The organism is Adhaeribacter arboris (genome assembly GCF_003023845.1).
GTDB classification, from domain to species: Bacteria; Bacteroidota; Bacteroidia; order Cytophagales; family Hymenobacteraceae; genus Adhaeribacter; species Adhaeribacter arboris.
Genome location: NZ_PYFT01000001.1, coordinates 2968144 through 2990240, shown reverse-complemented (window position 1 = coordinate 2990240; position 22097 = coordinate 2968144). Strand labels below are relative to the sequence as shown.

The following is a 22097-nucleotide window of genomic DNA, read 5'->3' as shown; positions in this document are numbered from 1 at the left end:
TTACTGTTCAAATAATAATTAAAATCAAACAAAATAAAACCCGTCGCAGTGGCTGAGTGGCTAGGCAAAGGTTCGCCAAATCTTGTACAACGGTTCGAGTCCGTTCCGCGACGCAAATCTATTTTTTCATTTAAAAGTATAGTTATGGCACTTCGTATTGGAGAAATTGCTCCCGACTTTAAAGCCGAATCTACCCAGGGAATTATATCTTTTCACCGGTATATTCATAACCATTGGGCCATTTTGTTTTCTCACCCCAGCGATTTTACCCCGGTGTGTACTTCCGAGCTAGGCGCGGTTGCCAAATTGAAAGTTGAATTTGATAAACGAAAGACTAAGGTTTTGGGCATCAGCATTGGTACCTTAGAATCGCACAGGCGCTGGATTTTTGACATTGAAGAAACTCAGGAAACTACCGTCAATTTTCCGGTTATTGCCGACCCGCACAAAAAGGTAGCTTACCTCTACGATATGATTCATCCTTTTTTCAGTCACAACGATACTATCCGGTCGGTTTTTATTATAGGACCGGATAAACGCATTAAGAGCATATTAATTTACCCGGGCAATACCGGCCGCAATTTTCACGAGATATTGCGGATGATTGACTCGCTACGTCTGACAGATGGCTTTAAGGTAGCTACCCCGGCTAATTGGGAATATGGGGATGACTGTTTCGTGCTGCCCGTCGTAAAAGACGAAGAATTAGCCACTACTTTTCCAAAAGGGTTTAAGATAGTGAAGCCCTACCTACGTACTACCCCGCAACCTAATTAAGTAGGGCATGCCAGGGCGCAGATTAGCATTCAGGAATTATACTTTTAACCTCAGAGAAGAAACTTTCTCTATAAATTTTATACGAACATGGTTACTGTAAAAACATTTACTTTTGAGTTCCTATTAATCGACAAGACAAGTGTAAAATTTAAAATTGTTCTTTGTTGAAAACCCGCTTATCTACACCGTAACCGGCGTTTTTTGCCTTATCTATTTTGGTTTATTCCTAGCCAAATGCTTAATCCGCAGTAGGTAAATTCATTTAGACACCGTACTTATAAAGATTATTGTAGCCGGAGATAAAATTTCGGAGGATGATTCTTTTTTTATAAATAACCTGATTTGAAAGATGCCTATGCTATAAAATACAAGTTAGACAGACGTTAAAAAATTACCAGCAAGAAGTGGTTTGCCGGTAATGATAAAAAATAGCTTTCCCGACTGCAACGCCTCTGGACCAGGCAAAGAATCGGGAAAGCCGGTAAATAATTGTTAACCCAAAAATACGTAAAATATGAAAAAACTACTACAAAAGAGTAGTAAGTTATTGCTATTGCTGGCACTTTATGAATCTACTTCTTTAGCGGCTACAGCCAATTTTTTTCCTCCACTTGCTAAAACGAAAAGAGTTTTAAAACCAAAGTTTTCCTTTACAGAAACTATTTCCGGTAAAGTAGTAACGGAAGCCGGCGAACCCTTAATCGGGGTTTCAGTGCTGGTTAAAAATACAAATATAGGTACTACTACTGCTACTGATGGTTCCTTCCAACTAACGGTTCCAAATCCTTCTGATGTACTGGTTTTCTCAATTATTGGCTACGTTGCCAAAGAAATTCCAATTAAAAACCAAAGTAATTTCCAAATAACCTTACAGGAAGATACCAAGGCTTTAAACGAAGTGGTGGTGGTAGGCTACGGAACCCAGAGCCGGAAAAGCCTGGTAGGTGCCATTACTACCATAAACCCCGCCGAAACCAAACAAACCCCGGTAGCTAGTTTCGATGCCCAACTCCAGGGCAAAGCGGCAGGTATCCAGGTGAATACGTTTTCCGGAACTCCCGGCGAAGGCGTGAAAGTTCAAATTCGGGGAACCGCTTCCATTAATGCCAGTAATGATCCCTTGTATGTGATTGATGGGGTACTGGTTAATAATAACTCGTTGGCTTCCATTGACCTGGGAAATAAAAAAACTTCTCCGCTAGCCGATATCAACCCCGCCGATATTGAAAGCATTGAAGTATTGAAAGATGCCAGTGCCATTGCCATTTACGGGTCGCGGGGAGCAAACGGCGTTATTTTAGTGACTACCAAGCGGGGCGAGTATAATGCCGGTAAAACCCGATATAGCTTGGATGTTTCGCAGGGATGGCAACAAGCCGATAAAAGCCGGTTATGGGAATTAACTACCGGTCCGGAACACGCTTTACTCGTGAACGAGCAATGGATAAATTCCGGCATTGATAAGCCCAGTTTAAATCAAACCTACGCTAACCGGCCTTTCCGCCCAAAAGAAGAAGTAATTAATGGCGTACCGGGTCGCGGCACTCCCGAAGAACAGCAAACCTTCGACCGCATGAGCCGGGTTTTCCGGACGGCGCAAACTAAAAATTACGATTTAAACATTCAGGGCGGCAGCGAAAATATCCGGTACAATTTAGGCGCTGGTTATACGAATCAGGAAGGAATATTAAAACCGGCCAAATTTGAACGGGCTAGTTTTAAACTTAACCTGGATACCAAACTAAGCAAAAAAATAACCTTTAGTTCCAGTAATGGGGCTTACCGTTCGTTCCGGCAGCAGGTAAGGGGCGGGGCCGGCCAACAAGCCGGGCATTTACTGGCCGCGCTGCATCATCCCACTTATTTGCCGCTCACCAATCCGGATGGGACACCCGCCCGGGGGTCCATTTACGAAAACATCGATAATTTAACCAATACCGATATTACCAATATTTCTACCCGCAGCATCCGCTACATTGGTAACCAATTTGTGGAAGTGGCCATTTTGCCGGGGCTTCGCTTTAAAACTTCGGTGGGCCTGGATTATAACCATTACAACGAACGCGAGTTCTTTAACGACCAAACCATTATTGGGGGAGCGCCCAATCCGCCGGGGTACGTGAACGAGGTTTTTACCAATTTAACCTTACTGCAAAATGAGCAGACTTTAACTTATAATTTAGACTTAGGCACTAAACACGCTATTACCGTTTTGTTGGGTAACAGTACTCAAAGCACGACGCAGGAGTTAGCAGCGCAAACCGGGTCTGGATTTCCCAATAATTCTTTTCAGCAAATATCGGCGGCTTCAATTCGTACTTCGGAGCAACGAAAATCAAAGTCTACCATTTCTTCTTTTTTCGGCCGGATTAATTATAGTTTTGCGGATAAATACTTTCTGGAAGGCTCCCTGCGGGCCGATGGTTCTTCCAAGTTTGGCGTAAATAACCGCTGGGGATATTTTCCGGGAATTGGGGCTTCGTGGCGCCTGAAACAAGAAAATTTTCTGCAGGATTTAAACCAGTTAACCGAATTAAAGCTGCGGGTGAGTGCCGGTTCGGCGGGTAATCAAAACGGCATTAACGATTACGCTTCCCGCGGCTTATGGACGGGCATTGCCCAGTACCCGGATAATTTAACCAGTGGCCCTAAGCCGGGTATTGCTCCCTCGCAGCTCGAAAACCCGGATTTAAAATGGGAAAAAACCACCACCTATAACGCTGGTTTAGATGTAGGATTATTCGACAACCGCTTGCTCGTGAATGTGGATGCCTACTATAAATATACCACCGATGCTCTACTTTACCTGCCGGTACCTTCGTCTACGGGTTACGGCAGTACTCTGGCTAATGCCGGGGAGGTAAGCAATAAAGGGATTGAACTCGGCATTTCTACGATAAACATCCAAAACCAGGGCAACGGCTTTAGCTGGACGTCTAATTTTAACTTTGCCCGCAACGTAAACCGCGCCGAAAAGCTGGTGAGCCCCATCACCTTCGAAGCCCGCGAATACCGCCGCACCCAGGAAGGCGCCGCTCTGGGCAGTTTCTGGTTATATAAACAATTGTACGTTGACCCGGAAACCGGAAATGCGGTATTTGATGATGTAGATAAAGACGGCAAACTTACCCAGGCCGACCGGCAATTATTAGGTAATTTAATTCCGAAATTCTACGGCGGCTTTACCAACAGTTTTTCTTTCAAGGGATTTGATTTAAACGTTTTACTCACCTACCAGTACGGCAACTCGGTTTTTAACTTTAATAAATACATCCTGGAAGGCGGCGGTACCCGCGATGCTTCCCGTTCTATTCTGAAAAGCCAACTAGACCGCTGGCAGAAACCGGGTGATATTACCAATACCCCGCGGGTAACAAGCGTGGGCAATAACTACAACATGGAGCAAAACAGCCGCTACCTGGAAGATGCCTCTTTTGTAAGAGTAAAAACTGTTACGTTGGGCTACACCTTGCCGCCAAGTTTAACCAATCGCTTAAAGTTAAATAAAGTAAGGCTGTACGCCTTAGGCACCAACCTCTGGATTGCTACCAAATATACCGGAGCTGACCCCGAATCCTCGGGTAGCGCGGGGCAAAACCTGGATGGTTTAGATACCGCTACGCCACCGCAACCCTGCGGACTTCAATTTGGTGCGAACCTTACTTTTTAAAAATTTATTACCATGAAGAAGCTACTTATCTGGCCGGTGCTTTTCGTAAGCATCTTGCTATCCTCCTGCGAAAATTATCTGGATGTAGAGTCTTACGACAAAGTATCCGACGAAAATACCATCTTCGACAAAGCCTCCGCCGAAACTGCCGTACGAGGCGCTTACCGTTCTTTGGCTAGTTTAAACTACAGCAGTGGTTTTCAGAATACCATTCTGCAATCGGGCGGCGATGTTCGGTCGTTAAACAATGCCCAAACCGACTTAAATGTCATAAACTATGATTTACGTTCGGATATCGGGTTTTTATCAACGTACTGGGCCAACTTTTACAATACCATTAACCGGGCTAACCACGTCATCGAAAAGGTGCCTTTGGTGAATGATGTAAAACTCACCCCTGATTTGAAAAACCAGCTTCTGGGCGAAGCTTATTTCATCCGGGCGTACTCGTATTTCGATTTGGCCCGGGTATTCGGCAACGTTCAAGTTTTCCTGACGCCCACCAAAGTAGTAGCCGATAAACTGGGAGTACCTAAAAGCTCGCAAGCCGAGGTGTACGCCCAGGTACTAGCCGATTTAAATCAAGCCGAAACTTTCCTGCCCGCCACGGTGGTTCGGAACCGGGCTACCAAATTCACGGTTTATGCGCTCCGGGCGCGTTTGCACCTCTACCAAAATAACTTTGAAGCCGCCGAAAATGACGCCAACAGTATTTTAGCGAATACCAATTATCAACTTGTAAAGCCCTTTAACCTGGCCGCCGGTACCACTGAGTCAGTGCTGGAGTTTTCATACAGTGTTACCGATTTAAATACCGGTTATGGCTTATGGAACACCAGCAACCGCCAATTAGAACCTAAAGCCGAGCTGCATAACTTGTTAAATGACTCAAATGTAGGCGGCGACCGGAAAATATTATCCGTGCAAAATGCCTTAGGCCAATTTATTGGCGGTATCTACCCCACGAATACCTCTGCGGCTTATGGCATCCGGACGGCCGAATTATACTTAATAAGAGCCGAAGCCCGCGTGAAAAAAGCGAATCCGGATGTAGCTGGTGCATTAAGCGATTTGAACGCCGTGCGGGCTCGCGCCAATGTGCCTACCAGTACCGCCCTTACTCCCGAAGAAATTTTACTAGCCATAGAGAACGAACGTCGGGTAGAATTTGCTTTGGAGCCGCACCGCTGGTTTGATATTGTGAGAACTGGCCGGGCTCCGGCGGTTTATAACCTGAACGATCCGAATAAATACATCTTCCCGATTCCAGCGGGTGAAATTTTAGCGGATCCTTCTTTAACTCAAAATCCCGGCTACGGCAATTGATTTTTTAAATTTTTGCCTATAGTAGGAGATTTAAGTTTTAATTCTATCGCGAGCGTCCACGCTCGTGATGATGATCGTCCGGCCTCTGGCCGGTTGGAACTCGCCGGCTGATGTGCTTTTAATTACTGTTTATCAGTTAACCCGGCCAGAGGCCTACCACATAGTTAGACACGAGCGAAGACGCTCGCGCCAAGAGCATAGCTCAGTTTGCGAAATTTTAAAATATTTAAAACATAAAACTGATTACTTGATTATGAGCAGTATACAACCAAATACCAATTCCGTTTGGGCGAAAGTGCGGCGTCACTTCGGGAGCATTATCAAGCCCAACCAACCCAAACCAGAATGGAAGCCTTGGGAAAAGCACTTGTTTCGCTTTTTTTTCCTTTTTCTCAGCTTACTCATTCTTCCGATAGATTGGAAAATTTATCGCGAGCTTTTTTCCATCGACTGGGCACATTTGCATTTTCACGATTTATTCCGCCTGTCCCGCTACCAGAATCAGTTTATTTCGGCGGAGCATTTACCGCAATGGGGAATCGGCCAATTTGCGAACTGGACTATCGCCCTGGTAATTGCCTTAGTAGGGGCCGTTATTTGGAGTAGGATAGATTTTAACCGGAAAGAATACACAGTTTTATATTACTGGCTGAGGGTACTAGTGCGTTACCGACTGGCTATCGTTTTAATTACTTACGGCTTTATCAAGGTGTTTCCGTTACAAATGCCGTACCCGTCGCTGAGCAATCTGTTTACGAACTACGGCGACTTTTTTGCCTGGAAAATTTACTTCCAGACCGTGGGCATTGCTCCTAAATACCAATCCTTTCTGGGTTTTGTGGAGATACTGGCCGCCTTTTTACTGTTCAACCGGCGCACCACTACTTTTGGCGTTGGTTTAATTTTCGGCTTTATCGGGAACGTGGCGGTAGTAAATGGTTTGTACGATGTGGGCGAGCAGGTACTCAGTACGTTTATTGTGCTGCTGGCCGCCTTTTTATTGGCCAACGATGTGCCCCGGTTGTATAGTTTATTAATTCAAGAAGGCCCTACGTACGCCAACAAAATTATTCCTGATTTTTCCGATAATGTACTGAGGAACTTCCGGTTGGGTTTGAGAAGCGCATTTCTGGTGTTTGTAGTTCTTTTCGCCTACAAAACTTTTGAAAATTATACTACCGACCCGTACAAAATTCCGCGCACGCCGGGCTTGCATAATGCTTACGGTTATTACCGGGTAAAAGAATTTATTTTAAACCAGGACACCATCCCGTATTCCAAAACCGACCCCAACCGTTGGCAGGATGTTATTTTTGAAAAATGGTCGACGTTAACCATTAAAGTAAACCGGCCGGTAAAAATTGACTTTACCAGCGGTGAAGCCGTGCACGAAAAAGATATTGACCGCAATTACGAACTGGCCGGGCATGCGGGCCGGCATTACTTCTATTACGAAGCCGACACGGTAAACCATAGATTGGCTCTCCAGAATAAAAACAAAAATCACCGCGCCGAAAAGCTTTTTCTTACTTACCAACAACCCAACGACAGTACCCTGGTGCTGGCGGGTATTAACGAAAATAAAGATTCGATTCACGTGGTTTTGAATAAGGTAAACAAAAAATACATGTTCTTCGAAGGGCGGCGGAAAGAGGTGAAAATTTAAAAAACCATTCAGTTATCTATAAACGAATTATTATGGCAGCAAACGAAATAAGCTTAGAGGCTCCTTACGTGGAGAAATTGCCACCAGTCGCTAAGACCGTAACGGAAATAAAAAGACCAAGTGAATGGACTAATCTGCAAAAAATTGCTTTCCGGATTGCTTTTCTGTACATCCTCTTTTTATGTATTCCCACTTATCCTAAATTCTACACGGATTTGCTGGAGCTAAAATTCTCCAAAATAACCTACCACGATTGGCAAAGTATCGTGGCTTTTTGGCCGCCGCAAATTGTATTGATTGAGTCGGAAGAAGGCGTATTTGGTATTCTCAATTACATTAACCTAATTTTAGTGTTTGTGGGAGCCGTAATCGGCGGTACTATCTGGACGCTGCTGGATAAAAAATCGACCCAGTACAGCAAATTGTATTATTGGATTCGGGTGCTGGCTCGTTACCGGTTGGCTTACGGCATGATAGGCTGGGGATTGAAAAAAGCGTTCCCGATGCAAATGGTTTACCCCACGGTGGGTATGCTCAATACCCCTTTTATCGATTTCGCGGAAAAAAAATTATACTGGTCGCACGTAGGTATTTCCTTTGAATATACCGTGTTTCTAGGCTTTGCTGAGATTTTACCCGGCTTACTTTTATTGTACCGCAAAACCTCTGTTTTAGGAGCCGCCCTGGCCGCTGTGGTAACCTTTAATATTTGCATTGCCAACCACGCCTACGATGCCGGAGTAGCCGTGCCAGCCGCTTATTTTGCCATTATCGGGATTTTTATTGCCTGGTACGATTTGCCTAAAATCTGGAACTTACTGGTTAACGAAAGAGACATCTTGCAGCCTTACCGTTTTAACCCGGTTTTCACCCAAAAATGGCAGAAGTACCTGGTAAACGGGGTAAAATGGACTTTTAATATTGTGTTTGTGCCGGTGGCTGCGGGCTTATGGGCTTACGGATTTTTTAACGGCAATAATTATAATATTCCGAGTACGCCCGGTTTACCCAGTACCAAAGGTCTATATAACGTTACGGAGTTTCGTTTAAACAACCAGGTGCTGCCGTATTCGCCCACCGATTCTATCCGGTGGCAGGATGCTATTTTCGAAGATTGGTCGTCGTTAAGTTACCGCACCAACCGCGGCGCCATTGCCGACCGCATGATTGGCTATTCGCCTTTGCGCGTGAAAAACGATAAAAAGAACACCAAATTAAACCAGGTAAATACCCAAGATTCTGACCAGCTCGCCAAAAAGAAACTGAACCGCGATTTAGGCGTTACCCGTTGGGAAGTAGGGGGAATGGCCGGTGAGCGCCGTTATTTCTTTTACCAGGCCGACCCGGAAAAACAAGTATTGCATTTGCAGAACAAAAATAAAAACCACGCCACTGAAACCCAGGAATTACATTACAGCCGGCCAAGTGCTAACCGCATTATTTTAACTGGCCGGAATGAATTTAACGATTCTATTTACGTGGTGCTGGATAAAGTAGATAAAAAGTACCCATTGGTGGAAGGCAGACAAACTACCCTCAGTGCTTTTTAAGAAAGAGTAGTTTAACCTTTAGCTATCGCGAGCGTCTTCGCTCGTGATGTTCATTGTCCGGCCTCTGGCCGGTAATGGCATTCTATTATTTTAATTTAAGTTTATCTGTTCGCCCGGCCAGAGGCCTCGCAAATAGTAAGCACGAGCGAGGACGCTCGCGCCATTAAAAATCAACAAAACTACTTTGCCTTTAAGGCAGAAAAACTAGCTTTATGCTCCTGCTAATTTAATGGAATACCATGCGAAAAATTTTGATTGCCGGCGGCACCGGTGCCTTAGGAAGTGCCATCATCCAACGATATTACAATACCGAAACCGAATTAATAGTATTAAGCCGAACTGCTAAGCCAACCGATAAAAACATCCGGTATGTGGCCTGGGATGCTAAATCCCTCGGCGCTTGGGCCCAGGAGTTGGAAGAGAGTACGGCCGTCATTAATCTGGTGGGTAAATCGGTAAATTGCCGGTATACCGCCAAAAATAAACAAGAAATTATTCGTTCGCGGGTAGATTCCACCAAAGTCATTGGGCAAGCCATTCAAAGTTTAAAGCAAAAACCAGCCGTTTGGATAAACGCTGGTTCTACGGCTATTTTTGGCAATTCGGGCGAGGAGCTGAAAGATGAAAGTTCGAAAACGGGCGGAGGCTTTTCGCCGGAGGTTTGTAAGTTGTGGGAGCAGGCATTTTTTAGTGTAGCCACTCCCGGTACCCGAAAAGTTTTCTTGCGGATTGGTTTGGTGCTGCAAGCGAATAAAGGCGTATTAAAACCTTTTGCTAACCTAGCTAAAACCGGCTTCGGTGGAAAAATTGGTTCCGGCGACCAGTATATGACCTGGATTCACGAAGAAGATTTTGTGAATTTAATCCATTGGGTAATTAACAATGAGGTAACCGGAATCATACATGCGGCCAGTCCTTTTCCGGTGAAGAACAAAGAATTCATGCGGGCAATCCGGCAGGCCTTAAAAGTACCCATCGGGTTACCTAATCCGGCTTTCTTAACGCGCTTCGGCGCTTTGTTTATCGGCACCGAAGCCGAACTGGTGCTATCTGGTAGGAGAGTGGTATCTACAATCTTGGCCGAAAAACAATTTCCTTTTAAATATCCGCAGCTTGGGCAAGCTTTAAAACAACTGCTTTGATGAGCAAGAGGCAGGTTATGCGTTTATTTAACTTGCTTATATATAACAAAATAACCTTGTTTACTGAGGAATAGGACAGTATTTAAAAAACAGGCAGGATGAGTTAATCTAATTGCTTCGGTTCCTCTATACTCTCATCATTCTGGTATTTTAGCTTCACGCTTTTCTACTAAGTTATTTTTTATAATTTCTAGAAGGCGCTTCTAAACAAATTACTGCTTTAAAAGCGCTTTTTATAAGGCCAGTCTTAAAAGGCTAAGCCAAACTGAAAGCCAATGGTTAAACTCGTTGGGTGGTCGTTGCCGAACCGCACGGGTAGGGGCACCGCTACAAAGTAATTGCTATTCGCGTTTTTCTTCACCGCATAATTTAACACCGGCGTGAATCCGTAACGCCCCGAGGTTTCAAAAGCCGCTCGCCCCGCAAAGGTGAAACCATGTCCCAGGGCCACCAATACCCCCGGATGAAATAGAAAATTACTCATGCGGCTCGTACCGTTTTCGGCCCGGACAAAAGGGACAAACTCCGCCGAAAATCCAATCTTGGCACTTTTCCAGATATTAATCCCGGTGGGCATCCCCACTACGTAGTAGCCATCGAAATTGGTGGAAGTACCCTCGTTGCTAAAAGTTACCAGCGGATGAATAATGCCCACGTAGCCGGCTACTTTGGGGTAAGTAACGGGTGGCGGTGCCTGGGCTTGGCTTACATTAGGTGTAAGCAGCAGTCCCCATACACTTAAAAGAAGAAATCTGAATAAAAATTTAAAAAAAGTAACATAAGGTAGTTGGATAAATGAAACGTGTTCCAGAAGCATACGATAAATAATTTTTCATTGCAATGCTAAGCAACCATCTTTTAGAAAGATAGAATACAATTAACCTTTTGTAGAATTTTTACCTTTTCAGGAAAGAATTTTTATTTATATCTGATTTTATTTAATCTCTATCTTAATTGTTTAAAGAGTATTTTTAGCTGGCTGGATGATTAATAATTAAAAGATATAGTTGGTAAACAGATAATGCATGAAGCCCGCCAGGGCACTTACGCCAATCCAGGTAATCATGCCGATTTTAAACCGGTACATCGCAACAAACGATACAACAATCCAAGCCAGACTAAAATAATCGATGTTGCTGATGCTTTTCTGTGGGGCTACTACCGCCAGCGCAAAGTAGATGGTTAAGTTTAAAATGACACCTACCACTGCCGCCGTTACAATACTCAGTAAAGCTTTCACCTGCGGATTATCCTGCGTTTTTTCAATAATAGGTGCCCCGGCCAGAATAAATAAAAAGCAAGGCAAAAAAGTATAATAGGTGGTTAAGAAAAGGCCCAGACTGCCCATTAAAACTGAATTCTGAAAATGATGATAGCCCGCCATAAATCCCACAAAAGCCAGCACCATAATCAGCGGCCCGGGGGTTGTTTCACCCAAAGCCAGGCCATCTATCATTTGTAAGTTACTCAGCCAGTTAAATTTTTCAACGGTAACCTGTGCTACGTAGGGTAATACGGCGTATGCGCCGCCAAAAGTAACCAGGGCTGCTTTGGTAAAAAACAAAGCTAGTTGCTGCCAGAAAACCTGGCCGGTGCTGGTGTAAAAGAAAGCAAAGGGCGCCACCCAGAGTAACAAGGCCATAGCTACCTGCAGCACAAGCCGTTTAGTCGAAAAGCCGGTACCCGGGATATTACTGCCGGAGTGTAAATAATAGCCACTTTCGTCGGATTGTTTTTGGGCGCCGCCTTGCTTCTGATTAAACAAATTCGGCAATATTTTTTTACCCAGCCAACCTAACAGCACGGCTCCAATTATTAAATAAGGAAAAGGAATATCGAAGAAAAAGATACCGATAAAGCTTAAAGCGGCAATAACATAGTGGAATAAGCTTAAGAGTGACTTTTTTCCGATTTTAATTAAAGCCAGAATTACAATAGCTACTACCGCTGGTTTTAAGCCGTAAAACAAAGCAACAACCCAGGCAATTTTCCCGAACAAAACGTAAGCAATGCTCAGGCCCAATAAAATAAAAACCGAAGGCAATACGAAAAATATACCGGCCACTAAACCGCCAATAGTACCGTGTAATAACCAGCCAATGTAGGTAGCTAATTGCTGGGCTTCCGGACCCGGTAACAACATGCAGTAATTGAGCGCGTGCAAAAACTTTTTATCGGAAATCCATTTTTTTTGGTCTACCAAAAATTCGTGCATAATACCTATTTGACCGGCCGGACCGCCAAAACTGATAAAACCCAATTTCAGCCAGAAGAGAAAAGCTTCTTTAAAGCTGGGTTTATTAATAGTGGGGGTTTCGCTTAAAGAGTTACGCATAATAAATCAGGTGCAACCATTTATCCTGTTACAAGTGTAGCAAGAGAATAACTGGTAAAATAGAACAAAATTAACCTTTTGTATCTGTTTTACTTTTTACTTTATTTTTGCGGTACTCCGAAGGATTCTGACCGGTGTGTTTTTTAAAAATGCGGGTAAAATGGCTCTGGTCCGAAAAGCCAGTGAGGTAAGCAATTTCAGAAAGAGAATTTCCGGGAGAGTTGAGTAACTGCACGGCTTTTTCGATGCGCAGCTTCCGGATGTACTCGCCAAACGTTAAATTATCAAAATACTTCGAAAACTCCCGGGATAAATACGCCGGGTTAACGTTTAAGTCTTCCGAGATTTCTTTTAAACTCAAGCTCAGGTTGGTATCCATCTGGTCCTGAATAATATCTTTCAGTTCGGTAGCCCAAGCCGGTATTTTCTTTTTTTCGGTTTTCTTCTGATGCAGGTAGGTATTAAAAATTTGGAGCAGCAGTTTTTCGGTGGGGTTTTGGGTATGCTTTTCTTTGTACAAGTGCTTTGCCCAACTGTATAAGCTATCGTAAATAACCATGCCTTTTTCGAGCAGTTCGTAGTCGTTGGTAGTATTGTAGGCCAGGCCCGCCGAGATGGCCCATAAACCGGCTGCTTCGTTGGCTACGGAGTGATCGTCGGTGTCGGCGCCGCGCACAATTAAGGCTATGCGCTGCAGAGCCGGGTCCGTGAGCTGGTATTTTTCCAGGAAATAATCAAAGGTGCAGCGGTCTTCGTAGTGGGTAAATTCGGTAGCGGGAATATCAAAAGGCGTAGCGGCAAGTTCGGTAGCTAACCGAGGTATATCCGCGAAAGGCGCGAAAATAATTTCGGCCTCCGGGTCAATAAACCGCCGAATCAGCCAAGGACAGGCAATCCGGTCTATTTTAGGGCACTCCCGCGTAATCCATTTCATAGCCGGTTAAGTTAGTAATTTTAACAACTGGTAATTAAATAAAATAAAAGATAATAAATTAGCCCCGGTTTGGTAGGTACTACAACTATCCTTTATTTTATTATTTAGCTATTTCATTTTGGAAAAAGATTAATTTACGAAATGGATTAGCTTAGTATTAGCTCTTAAATATAAAGTATATTTGAGTTTGCAGTTCCGGTTATCGGTTGTTTTTGGGCGGATATATGGAATAAGTAGCTAAATTATATTGCCGATAACCGGAACAGTTCCGTATATCTGATAGTTAGGCAACATAAATATCATGAAAAATTTTTCTTTGATTGCCTGGTTTACATTTTTGGTAATGTCATGCAATTCTCCCACAAGAATAGAAGACAAACCTCCTATTGAAAGAAAACTCCTTCCTATAGTTACAATCAACGGAAAAGAATATTTGAACATCTCCAAATCCATTCACTATCCTGTCCATCAACCGATGGTGCAAGCAAGTATAGGCCAAGGAATTGAAAAAAGAGGTTTTATTGATGATACAATAGCTGTCTTTAAAACTATAAACTTCAAGTTTTGGCTTGATGACTCTATTTTTAAGCGTTTATCTAACCAAGAAGAACTTAAGTATAAAAAAACCTTCTATCTTGATACTGTAAGACAATCTGAAGATTTTGGGTGGGATAAGGCTTTTAAAGTGGACACCTCTCCTAAAGATACGGCAGAATACATATTTCATCTAAACAATTCTCTAAAATTGAAAAATGTTGCTACAAAAACTTGGGCTGTTGCTACTCTTTGCCAATTTGAGGATAAAAGAGGATTGCAATACGATACTGCTTTTCATCAATACTTTAAATATTCCATGAAAAAGAAATAACGGTGCCTAACCAAGCGCATAAACCATGCTGCGGCTGCCAGCCTTGCACGTCTTATGCACAAGACGTTAGTTGATATTTTAAAAAACCTGACCAATGCGAAAACCCTTCAAAATCGGAGAGAAAGAATATAAATTCAAAAAAGACGCTGTTGCTCACTACAGGACTATTTTGAACTCATATGACTTTGGACAATCACTGAATGATGCAGATTTTAACGACTTAATTGACCTTTTGGACTATGAGCATTTCAATTACCTAGCTGAACTTGAATCAACTGGAGATGATGGTAACGAAGAAATTGAAAGTAACGAAGCGTCAACTGAAGAATCAGCCGATGAAGGCTTGTCAATCGAAGAAATTAGAGTGGCTCGTGTGCAGTTCAATACTAAATGTTTTGAAATCGTATATAATGACAAGACAAGCTGTTACATTTCTTACTTAATGATAATTAACAATACTCAACACAGTCCTGAAAAACTGTTTAGCATCGCTTGTAGAAACGCAATTCATAGTGATATTAGGTCTGTAAAGCAAATTCATTTTGACAACCATTCAATTAAAGGGCAGGTGAAATGTCAAGAAACGGGCTTACTTTCAAAATGGACCGAGTTAGTAGTCGACCACAGACAACCAAATACCTTCTCTATCATTGTTGACCGATTTAAAGAAGTAAATAGAATTGACTTAGAGTCTATTGAGTATACATCAAACGACCAAAATCATATTGTTTTCAAGGACGAATCTTGGACAAATGAGTTTAGGAAATATCATACCGAAAAAGCTAGTTTACGTATAGTTAGAAAGGAATGCAATTCTAGCCGTACTGGTATGGCGAGAATAAAAAGGACTTCAAAAGACTTGATTATTAAATAAAAACATCAACTAACAAAGGCTAAAAGTAACGCCGGAGGTTTGTGCGTAGGCAAAAGTTCGGCAATTTATTACATTAGTACTGGCAGGACAGGGAAGTGCTATTAATTCCGGCACTACTTTTAGCCAAACCGTTGCCAGTAATGTTAAACAGAAATGGACCTAGAACTAGAAGAAAAAGTTATCAAGCGATTTATTATAAATAAAAAGCAAGAAAGGTATCTAACATTTATCCAGGCGGAAAAAACTAGGAGTAAATTCATAGACGAATTATCTCACTTTACTTCTCAACTTAAGGACTTTGAAGAAATTAAAGGTAATGTGTGGAAAGTACTAGAAGAGAAACTAAAGAAACTTAGGAATCCAACTGACTGCTACGTTATTTCAGAAAACAGAGAAATCGATGCAAGAAGGTTGAATATTGAGCTTGCCCTTAGCGAAATCATTGGTCACGGCTCTGGAACACTTCTAGTATTTGGAAACGCAAATATGGTCTATTACGAGGGAGAAGGACCGAGTGACAGGTGGATAAGCAAACAGATAAAGTAAAAAACACTTCTGGCAACAAAACCTAAACTTCAGCCTTCGGCCGACGGCCTCACCCGTCGTTTAGCAGAGACGTTAGTGGTTAATATCAATTAAGATGGTAAAAAATTATGTAACCTTTCAATGCAGTAAGTACCCCGAAATAATTGAGAAGAATGGTTATATAGAACAGGAAGAATTATTAGGCCAAAACATAGCAAATGAGATTGCAACAAGGGGATTAGTCGTAAGTTTAGAATCATTCATAGATTGGGGTTTTGTGTTTCGCTCCAAGTTTAATGGTTTTGAATTCGATTTAATAATTAAAGCTGTCGATATTCTTGAAAAAAGGTTTGCATTATCCATAACATCTACCTTGAATAAAATTGAAAAGATTTTAGGTAAGAATGACGAATCAGAGTACAAGGGGTTAATTCAAATAATTGATGATATACTTCGATTAAGCCCCCATATAAAAAGTATAGAGTGGCTAAATGCGGAAGAATGGAAAGAAAGATTTTCCGAAAAATTTAATAAAATAAGATAAAATATCAATCACTAACACAATATATACCAAACCCTTGCTCTGATTAGGGCTTGGCATATACCCGTTCGTTAGTGGTAATAAAAGTTAAAAAAGAATGTCAAAGAATAAGGCTCTCCTGTTTCCATTTTGTTTATTAATGCTTTCATGTAATAAAACAGAAACAAAAAGCCAAAGCTTAATTAAAATGGATGCTAAATCCGTTACAGCGTTAAATTGTGGAGATTGGGATAAGAAAGTTTATCAGTATAAAGGAGAACCTCGTGACCCAGATAGTTTAGCATTTACAATAGTGTTCAAATGCACAAATGGTAAAGTAGGGGCTAACATGTTCGGACCATACCCAGCAGAGGAGCATGGTCTTTTTTACTTTAGCGAATCGTTGGACAGTTTAATGGTTGAACAAAATACTATCTCTTTCAGCTTCGTCGAAAAGACCTATTATCAGAAACCTTTTAATTTAAATAACTTTAATAGAATTGAAGGTAATCCTAAATTAGGAGGAAGCAATTATAGGCAGATGTTCAAAGGAAAGATAGTTGGAGATTCAATCATTTTTGAATGTCGGACCAAACCTTCATATGCTTATGAATGCTATGATGACACAATGGTATTTGTGAAAAAATAACTTCCACTAACCACACCTAAAGCACACCAAGGCGTGTCTTAGCCAAGAACGTTATGCCTAATTATATAAATGAGAAAACTTCTATTAATTTTTATTCTTGCAATAGGTTTATTGGCTTGTGGGGAAGGAAAGGTTAAGCCCAAAGTTAAAAGAGCTTCTCTTTCAACTAATACTTCAAAATTTGAAATAGTTGAACCTAAACTCAATCTTGTTGACACTATTAAAAGCTATGATAATAAGGTTTATACAAAGTATATCAGTGGATCCGTTTTCCAAGAATTAAGAGAAAGCTTACCCGACTGGGAACTACCAGAGCCAATTCAATGGGAGAATTTTTGGTTCAAAGAGTATAAAGATGACAGTGTTTTAGTAAACTATCTTTCAGGTGACTTTAATTGTGATAGTAAATCTGATTATGCTTTTTTACTTCAAAATAAAAACAATAAACAATATGCTGTTTGGGTTTTGCAATCTAAACAAGGAAAATTATCGGTTATAAAATTACATGATTTAGGAGAATCTGAACAACCATTGCAGTTCGGAATAGAATTGGTACCTAAAGGACCATTGTTTTACATCGACTTTGAAAATGACAACCCAAAGCCGATTAAATTAAAATGCCCCGGAATACAAGTGAGTTTCTTTGAAACAGCGGCTGTAACCTATTATTGGAAGAGTAATAAATTTGAATCTGTAACAACAGGAGATTAATACCTGGGCATAACACAGACTAAAAAGCATTAAAACGCTTATTAGCCGCGGCCCATTAGCCATAATTGTAAAATGATAAACAAAGCAATTTGTATTTTTTCTTTAGCTTTTCTTTTTGGGTGCTCATCAGAAACGAGTAAAAAAGAAAAGATTGGCTCTATGTTAAAAGAAATTTCATTTTCTAAGCTAGATATACCAAAACAATGGATTGAAATAACTGATAACAAAGACAATTTTGTTTATTCAATTCCTTGTAAGAATAACAGAGAATTATTCGCAGTTGATTTAACTGAAATTGACGGCCAAGATGCTTTGTTATGTAATTTCGGAACAGAGAGCCAATGGTATGCTATCAGGAATATCGTTCTTCAAGGTGATAGCTTTAATTTTAAAACTGTTTTACCTTTTGATACATCCCAAGCAGTTACTTTCTCAATGAAGTACATGAATAAGCAAAAAAATATAGTAAAATGGACTGGTGAGGGTTTGAATTATGCTTTTATCCCAAAACAAGACACGATTAAGTATAAAAGAAGTATTCAGCCCTGCAATAGTATAAATTAAAAATAAACAACTTTGGCTAACAACGCCTAAACGTCATCCATCGGCCGATGGCCTCGTCCGTCGTTTAGCCACGGCCCGTTGGCGGTAATTACACTATTATAAAATCAATTATGACAAAACACCTTTCTCTATTATTTCTAAGTCTGATTCTTCTGTTAACTAATTGTGGGCAATATGACAACAGCAAGGAAGGTAAGGACGAAGAAGTGAAAAGCAAAAAATTAGCTTCCGAAGCAGAAAGGTTTCACTTACTTGGTCGGAAAGCACAATTTGAAGAAAAGGATTATTCTAAAGCAATCAGACTTTATAAGAAAGCAATAGCTACTGATTCTGGATTTATTGACTCCTATGAAAAAGTTGCTGAGGTTTATTCTTATAATAATCAAGCAGACTCAATAGAATTCTATTTAAGGCAAGCTCTAAACCACAATCCTTCCGCTTGGATTTCACGGGCAAACCTTGGGGCTTTATATACCCGCCAAGAAAGGTACAATGAAGCCATACAAGAATTTAAGGAACTTGGTAGATATTATAAGAATGACCCTGTACCCTATTCTGGGACTGCTGAGGCATATTTAAAATTGGACCAACTAGATAAGGCACTTGCAAATTCACTTAAAGCCCTTGAAATTTACCAAAAGGAAGAACAACGTGATTCTACTCTTATGGCTTCTGGTGATGCAGCTTTAATGGTAGGACTTGTATATTACGAACAAAACAATAAAGGTAAAGCTAAAAAATACATGGTACTTGCTGCCCAAAAGCATACAGATATACCTGAAAAGTTTAGAAAAGAATTTGGGATTCATTAAGGATTATAAAAAATAATTCTCGCCAACAAAACCTAGAGCGCATTAAAACGCACCATAGCCCGACCGTTGGCGGTAATTGAATCTGAAGAACTAGCATAAAAGGTATGGCTACAATTTTGAAATTTTTATTCTGGCCAGTTAATCTTTTGTTTGGTTACATAATCTATTTTCTATCAATAAGACCATTATCACCTAGCTCAGAACAACTGATTGAAAACTATTCCCATAAAGCGTATATTCAGTTTATTGCTGAATGGTTTTCTGAACAAGGTTTTCTAGCGTTGCTGTTTTCAGCTATAGTTTTTTTATTGTTTAAAAATATTTTAAAAGGTGTTTTCAAGAAATATCCTTTTTTCTACTTGTTTTTAATCTATTTGATTTTTTCGTTGTTTTGTGGATTAGAATTCCTTTTCTATATCAATAAAATAGTTTACTAAAATCAACTATCGCCAACAGCCACTAAAAAAATGGCTCATTTACAGTAAATTGAACCTCCAATTTCCATAACTTAGTTTCTATTATGCAGAGAAAACTATCTCCGAACTCAGCTACTTGTTTAAGCGTCGAAACGCTGGCAGCAATTGAAATTCAAAATGACTTTAAAAAAAGAAATTATTGGAGATGAGTTTTACCTATACGTAAATGGTAAGATAATCTATAAAAAGTGGTTGAAAACGGGATATTCAAAAGTGTTTGATGTCATGGCTTATGATAAGTATACGCTCTTAAGTATAGCGGAAGATACAGAAACTGAAAAGAATAAAAAACAACTACCTCCAACCACACCTAAAAAGCACTAAAGCACTTCTTAGCCACATACGTTATGGGCGTTTAAATAAACTTTCTCCTAAAAATTTGGCTCTTTCAAAAAAAAGTAATCACTTTGTGATTACTAAATAATATTGAACTATGGATATTTCTGTCATTCCAATTGGTAATTCAAAAGGCATTCGTTTGTCAAAAACATTACTTGAAAAATATAATATAACCGATAAGGTTGAACTTATCTTGGAAAAAGGTTATATCATTTTAAAACCCAAATCAGAACCGAGAAACGGTTGGGAAAAGGCTTTCAAAAAAATGCATGAAAATGGTGATGACAACTTGCTTATTAATGATGTTTTTGAAGACGAAAATCTGGATGAATGGAATTAAAGCAATATCAAATCGTATTGGTAAATCTCGATCCAACTGTTGGAAGCGAAATCAAGAAGACTCGACCATGCGCTATAATTTCGCCAAACGAAATGAATAAATATTTACAGACTATCGTTGTCGCACCGATGACGAGCAGTGACAAATCACATCCTACAAGAGTTGAAGTTTTGCATAATAATACAAAAGGTCAAATTGCTTTGGATCAAATAAGAACTGTGGATAGACAAAGTATTATAAAAGTCTTCAATAGCTTGAATGAAAAAGAAATTGTAAAAGTCAAAGAAGTTATTAAAGAAACCTATGTAGATTAGGCAAACGCCCGTTAACACACGTATATGAAATTGCCGGCGAGCGTTAAGCCGTTACAGGTTTTTTCATAACTTGCTTCGCAGTTGCCGAAAACACACAGTTTTAATCCATTGGCAACTTCACATGCCGCGAAACCGTTATGGCTTATTTATAGAAGATGGACCTAAGTACGAGGACAAACTAAACTATATAATGCGTGTTTAAAAATCAACTGTCCCTGCTAAACTTATACGGGGAGTTTTTACCTTTTAATTTGTTACAAACAAGTATATTTCGTTTTGTCCATTTATACCCAGTCGCTTCAAGGAGCGGCCATAACGCAGGAAATAAAACCCGGCGGGTTGGCGCAATTTTTTAAATCAACCTGATGGAAGGTAACTCATACTATTGGGTATTACTTATTAAGAATTTTCATATATGTATTAGCGCCATAGGTTCCTTTCCTTTTGAGAAATTGGTTATATAACTTCAAAGTTTGGTAAATTCTTCTGTTATCAATTATTTTATTACCATTTAGCGCCCCAATATTCTTTGGTTACTCATTATTTCTGCCATTTTTTAATAAAATGGCTGCCCGCAAACCCTTTTTGGTAAAATCTTCTGTAAATCGCTCCGATTTTGATTGAGGCTTGATTTCTATACCTCCAGCTTGTTTTCTGCGTAAACAAAAGCCACTTTTAAAGCAGAACTTATGGAAAAAAGAAAAATAGGAAACTCCGGGCTAACAGTAGCACCTTTGGCCTTTGGCGGCAACGTGTTTGGCTGGACCATTGACCAGGCCACTTCTTTTACTTTATTGGATGCCTTTACCGAAGCTGGTTTTAACTTGATTGATACGGCCGATGTGTACTCCAACTGGGTACCAGGCAACCAGGGCGGCGAATCCGAAACTATTATCGGCAACTGGCTGAAACAATCGGGCAAAAGAGATAAAGTAGTGATTGCAACGAAAGTAGGAGGGGAGATGAGTCCGGGTAAAAAGGGCCTTTCCAAAGCGCACATCCGGCAGTCGGTAGAAGAGTCGCTGCAACGATTGCAAACCGACTACATCGACCTGTACCAATCGCATTACGACGATCCGGCTACTCCCTTAGAAGAAACTCTGGAGACCTACGGCGAACTCATAAAAGAAGGTAAAATACGGGCTATTGGCGCTTCCAACTATAGTGCCGAGCGGCTGGCCGAAGCTTTGCAAGTAAGTAAACAAAATAACTTGCCGCGGTACGACAGCCTGCAACCGGAATATAATTTGTACAGCCGGGCTAATTTTGAAAAAGAACTGGAGCCGCTCTGCCGGGAAAATAATATAGGCATAATTAATTATTTTTCGCTGGCCAGCGGCTTTTTAACCGGTAAATACCGCTCCGAAGCCGATTTAGCTAAAAGTAAAAGAGGGCAGGGGAATAAAAAATACCTCAACGATCGGGGTTTCCGGATTTTAAGTGTGCTGGATAAATTAGCGAAACAATATGCCACGGACCAGGCCCGTATTGCCATTGCCTGGCTCATTGCCCGGCCCAGTATTACGGCTCCCATTGCTAGTGCCACCCGTCCGGATCAGCTACAATCGTTAATACAAGCAGCCAATGTGCCGTTAGATAGAGAAGCTATTGATTTACTGGATAAAGCCAGTGCGGAGTAAATAAAAATCAAAATACACCGGTTGTTCCCGAGTAGTTTTCCAATTAAATTGCTGGCAGAGTAACG

21 protein-coding genes and 1 tRNA gene are annotated in these 22097 nt (G+C 40.9%); 19 read left to right on the top strand and 3 right to left on the bottom strand.

Annotated features, from left to right (window positions below):
• Positions 1 to 42 precede the first annotated feature (42 nt).
• From AHMF7605_RS12395 to AHMF7605_RS12365, 7 genes are all read left to right on the top strand, one after another.
• Positions 43 to 113 (top strand) — tRNA-Gly (locus AHMF7605_RS12395).
• A 31-nt stretch (positions 114 to 144) separates the two neighbouring features.
• The gene (locus tag AHMF7605_RS12390) at positions 145 to 777 is read left to right on the top strand and encodes a peroxiredoxin (RefSeq protein WP_106929774.1); all 633 of its coding nucleotides are present in this window, start codon (positions 145 to 147) and stop codon (positions 775 to 777) included.
• A 514-nt stretch (positions 778 to 1291) separates the two neighbouring features.
• The gene (locus AHMF7605_RS12385) at positions 1292 to 4447 is read left to right on the top strand and encodes a SusC/RagA family TonB-linked outer membrane protein (RefSeq protein ID WP_106929771.1); all 3156 of its coding nucleotides are present in this window, start codon (positions 1292 to 1294) and stop codon (positions 4445 to 4447) included.
• Between the two features lie 12 nt (positions 4448 to 4459).
• Positions 4460 to 5773, top strand: coding sequence for a RagB/SusD family nutrient uptake outer membrane protein (locus AHMF7605_RS12380; RefSeq protein WP_106929770.1), 1314 nt, complete (start codon positions 4460 to 4462; stop codon positions 5771 to 5773).
• A 67-nt stretch (positions 5774 to 5840) separates the two neighbouring features.
• Positions 5841 to 7439 carry a DoxX family protein gene (locus AHMF7605_RS12375; protein WP_233219023.1) on the top strand — a complete coding sequence of 533 codons (1599 nt, stop codon included), beginning with the start codon at positions 5841 to 5843 and terminating at the stop codon, positions 7437 to 7439.
• Positions 7440 to 7471: 32 nt separating this feature from the next.
• Complete coding sequence (locus tag AHMF7605_RS12370) at positions 7472 to 8989, top strand: hypothetical protein (protein WP_106929768.1); 1518 nt, start codon at positions 7472 to 7474, stop codon at positions 8987 to 8989.
• A gap of 239 nt (positions 8990 to 9228) precedes the next feature.
• A complete protein-coding gene (locus tag AHMF7605_RS12365; RefSeq protein ID WP_106929766.1) occupies positions 9229 to 10131 on the top strand; it encodes a TIGR01777 family oxidoreductase in 903 nt (300 codons plus the stop codon).
• Between the two features lie 247 nt (positions 10132 to 10378).
• Here the strand turns inward: AHMF7605_RS12365 and AHMF7605_RS12360 are convergent, their stop codons facing one another.
• The 3 genes from AHMF7605_RS12360 to AHMF7605_RS12350 form a co-directional block, all read right to left on the bottom strand.
• A complete protein-coding gene (locus AHMF7605_RS12360) occupies positions 10379 to 10948 on the bottom strand; it encodes a hypothetical protein (protein ID WP_233219022.1) in 570 nt (189 codons plus the stop codon).
• 177 nt (positions 10949 to 11125) lie between these two features.
• On the bottom strand, positions 11126 to 12466 hold the full coding sequence (chrA, locus tag AHMF7605_RS12355; protein ID WP_106929764.1) for a chromate efflux transporter: 1341 nt from the start codon (positions 12464 to 12466) through the stop codon (positions 11126 to 11128).
• A gap of 70 nt (positions 12467 to 12536) precedes the next feature.
• Positions 12537 to 13400, bottom strand: a complete 864-nt coding sequence (locus AHMF7605_RS12350; protein WP_106929762.1) for a chromate resistance protein ChrB domain-containing protein — start codon at positions 13398 to 13400, stop codon at positions 12537 to 12539.
• Positions 13401 to 13701: 301 nt separating this feature from the next.
• Here AHMF7605_RS12350 and AHMF7605_RS12345 point away from each other — a divergent pair, with 301 nt between their 5' ends.
• The 12 genes from AHMF7605_RS12345 to AHMF7605_RS12285 all read left to right on the top strand — a co-directional run bounded on the left by AHMF7605_RS12345 (position 13702) and on the right by AHMF7605_RS12285 (position 22032).
• A complete protein-coding gene (locus tag AHMF7605_RS12345; RefSeq protein WP_106929760.1) occupies positions 13702 to 14268 on the top strand; it encodes a hypothetical protein in 567 nt (188 codons plus the stop codon).
• Positions 14269 to 14362: 94 nt separating this feature from the next.
• A complete protein-coding gene (locus AHMF7605_RS12340; protein ID WP_106929758.1) occupies positions 14363 to 15142 on the top strand; it encodes a DUF3223 domain-containing protein in 780 nt (259 codons plus the stop codon).
• A gap of 153 nt (positions 15143 to 15295) precedes the next feature.
• Complete coding sequence (locus tag AHMF7605_RS12335) at positions 15296 to 15688, top strand: hypothetical protein (protein WP_106929756.1); 393 nt, start codon at positions 15296 to 15298, stop codon at positions 15686 to 15688.
• A gap of 94 nt (positions 15689 to 15782) precedes the next feature.
• Positions 15783 to 16211 (top strand): hypothetical protein, encoded by a 429-nt coding sequence (locus AHMF7605_RS12330; RefSeq protein WP_106929754.1) that lies wholly within the window; start codon positions 15783 to 15785, stop codon positions 16209 to 16211.
• A gap of 94 nt (positions 16212 to 16305) precedes the next feature.
• Positions 16306 to 16836 (top strand): hypothetical protein, encoded by a 531-nt coding sequence (locus AHMF7605_RS12325; protein ID WP_106929752.1) that lies wholly within the window; start codon positions 16306 to 16308, stop codon positions 16834 to 16836.
• Positions 16837 to 16905: 69 nt separating this feature from the next.
• The gene (locus AHMF7605_RS12320) at positions 16906 to 17547 is read left to right on the top strand and encodes a hypothetical protein (protein WP_106929750.1); all 642 of its coding nucleotides are present in this window, start codon (positions 16906 to 16908) and stop codon (positions 17545 to 17547) included.
• A 72-nt stretch (positions 17548 to 17619) separates the two neighbouring features.
• Positions 17620 to 18111 (top strand): hypothetical protein, encoded by a 492-nt coding sequence (locus AHMF7605_RS12315; RefSeq protein ID WP_106929748.1) that lies wholly within the window; start codon positions 17620 to 17622, stop codon positions 18109 to 18111.
• 110 nt (positions 18112 to 18221) lie between these two features.
• Positions 18222 to 18923 (top strand): tetratricopeptide repeat protein, encoded by a 702-nt coding sequence (locus AHMF7605_RS12310; protein WP_106929746.1) that lies wholly within the window; start codon positions 18222 to 18224, stop codon positions 18921 to 18923.
• Between the two features lie 593 nt (positions 18924 to 19516).
• A complete protein-coding gene (locus tag AHMF7605_RS12300) occupies positions 19517 to 19723 on the top strand; it encodes a hypothetical protein (protein ID WP_106929742.1) in 207 nt (68 codons plus the stop codon).
• 109 nt (positions 19724 to 19832) lie between these two features.
• Positions 19833 to 20078: an AbrB/MazE/SpoVT family DNA-binding domain-containing protein gene (locus AHMF7605_RS12295; protein WP_106929740.1), complete on the top strand. Its 246-nt coding sequence runs from the start codon at positions 19833 to 19835 to the stop codon at positions 20076 to 20078.
• Positions 20069 to 20392: a type II toxin-antitoxin system PemK/MazF family toxin gene (locus AHMF7605_RS12290; RefSeq protein ID WP_106929738.1), complete on the top strand. Its 324-nt coding sequence runs from the start codon at positions 20069 to 20071 to the stop codon at positions 20390 to 20392. The genes AHMF7605_RS12295 and AHMF7605_RS12290 overlap by 10 nt, the downstream gene beginning before the upstream one ends.
• Before the next feature lie 689 nt (positions 20393 to 21081).
• Complete coding sequence (locus AHMF7605_RS12285) at positions 21082 to 22032, top strand: aldo/keto reductase (RefSeq protein WP_106929736.1); 951 nt, start codon at positions 21082 to 21084, stop codon at positions 22030 to 22032.
• Positions 22033 to 22097: the final 65 nt, after the last annotated feature.